Annotated in this window: 2 protein-coding genes; both read right to left on the reverse strand. The window is 63.6% G+C overall.

Annotation, left to right across the window (positions count from 1 at the left end):
- Positions 1-48: 48 nt before the first annotated feature.
- Positions 49-276 (reverse strand): PIN domain-containing protein, encoded by a 228-nt coding sequence (locus AC5LSR_RS17620; RefSeq protein WP_445548451.1) that lies wholly within the window; start codon positions 274-276, stop codon positions 49-51.
- The gene (locus AC5LSR_RS17625) at positions 273-698 is read right to left on the reverse strand and encodes a hypothetical protein (protein WP_250285261.1); all 426 of its coding nucleotides are present in this window, start codon (positions 696-698) and stop codon (positions 273-275) included. The genes AC5LSR_RS17620 and AC5LSR_RS17625 overlap by 4 nt, the downstream gene beginning before the upstream one ends.
- Positions 699-883 lie beyond the last annotated feature (185 nt).

The raw sequence follows: 883 nt of genomic DNA on the forward strand, positions 1-883 counted from the left end.
CTCGTCCCGCGCCGCCCGGGAGCACCCCCTGAATCCCCGTCCGGCGCGTCAGCGGTGGCGCATGACGGCTGCCGCCGGCGCGACACTCCCGCCCCGCCCGCACTGGCCGTCGGGACTGATCAGGCGGACTCGGTCGTTGCCCCGGTCCACCTCGGTGATCGGGCAGGTCGCAAAGCTAGCGGCGGTGTCGGCAAGCCATGTTTCGGCGGCGTCATGATGGACGTGGTCGCTGACAATGAGCGCGATCAGGACGTTGGCGTCCAGAAGAGTGGTCACTGATCGTCGTCCAGGGCGCGGACGTCCTCGGTCGTGATGATCCTGCCGAGGCGGACCAGGGGGAGGCCGGTTCGTTCACTGCGGGATATCTCCGTCGTCTCACCGTGTCCCAGACCGCGACGTATGAGATCGGCGACCGTCTCGCTCAGTGTCCGTGAGGTGTCCCTGGCGATCGACATGGCCTGCCTGTGAAGATCATCTTGGATGTCGATGGTGGTACGCACATCATCATCACATCTGCGCATCATGATGCCGATCATTGTCGGGCAGCCGCCGGGTCGACGAGACGTGGCCGTCGAGCTCTCCGGCATTGGAACGGACATTTTCGATCGTCCACTTTGGTCATCTGCCGGATGGGCCGGCGGTTGCGGCCCCGCATCACACTCGTAGGTGGAAACCGCTGCCACCATGACGGTTTCCACCTACGGCTTCCGCTGCTGTAGGTGGAAACCGTCGCTACCGTGCCGGTTTCCACCTACAACTGGGGCTTCTGGCGGATGTTGATTGTGTCCGGGTGGTTCTCGTCGAGGATTTTCTGTGATCGGGTGAGTATGTCGTCGACGTGTGGCGCGGGCTCTTCAGTGGTTGCCCTGGATTCGTAGGATGT

The organism is Protofrankia sp. CiP1_Cm_nod4, from assembly GCF_982290645.1.